Annotated in this window: 1 protein-coding gene; it reads left to right on the top strand. The window is 40.3% G+C overall.

Translation table 11 applies throughout. From position 1 onward, the window contains the following. The coding region (locus EI28_RS14595; protein WP_197018543.1) for a hypothetical protein at nucleotides 1-437 on the top strand (437 nt) is incomplete at its 5' end. Between the last annotated feature and the right edge of the window lie 240 nt (nucleotides 438-677).

Here is a 677-nt window from a genome sequence, read left to right as displayed (position 1 = left end):
ATTTTCTTTTCGAAGAGAACGGGTATAGACTCAACATAACCCTCTACAATAAGGGGGAACAGTACGTTGAAGATGGGGAAATTCATGTCCACATTCCGAAAGTAGATGGGTTGCTTGTCGCTCCTAGGGTCACTGAAGAACCAGATCATAATCCATATAATATATGTCTCCCACAAGATCGCTCAAAATATCCAACGGTAACAAAATCTGAGAAATATGTAATTATCGAAGAATTTGTTGGGGACATTAAGCATCACCTCCCGATTTTGGCCTTTGGGGAACCAGTTAGAATATTCTTTGACAGTACCCTACAAGGCGAATTTATCGAGATTAAATGCGAGTTATTCGGAAAAAACCTTAAAAAGCCAATAACAAAAGCCTTAAAAGTCTATTTAGCGGCTCCGAAACAAGCAGATGATAACGATATACTCAGTTAGTATACTTTGACTGTGGTCGAATACTGTTACAACTAGTAACAAGTCTAAGGTGAAGTTGTCTCAAAAAGATCCAGCAAACAAAGGCCCACATGAATAAAGCGCTTCAGTACACGACCATGCGAAAATAAGTCACACCTGCTGTTTTATTGCGGATGCGGTTTTATCTGGGAATTATCCATAAGGAAGGGAGCAGGGTACAACAGGGGAGTAGTTTGAGAAGGTTGTGGGTCTTCGAACAAC

This window comes from Methanoculleus sp. MH98A (assembly GCF_000691865.1).
Classification (GTDB): domain Archaea; phylum Halobacteriota; class Methanomicrobia; order Methanomicrobiales; family Methanoculleaceae; genus Methanoculleus.
The sequence above is the reverse complement of the archived record's forward strand: the minus strand, read 5'-3'. Positions and strand labels throughout refer to the sequence as shown.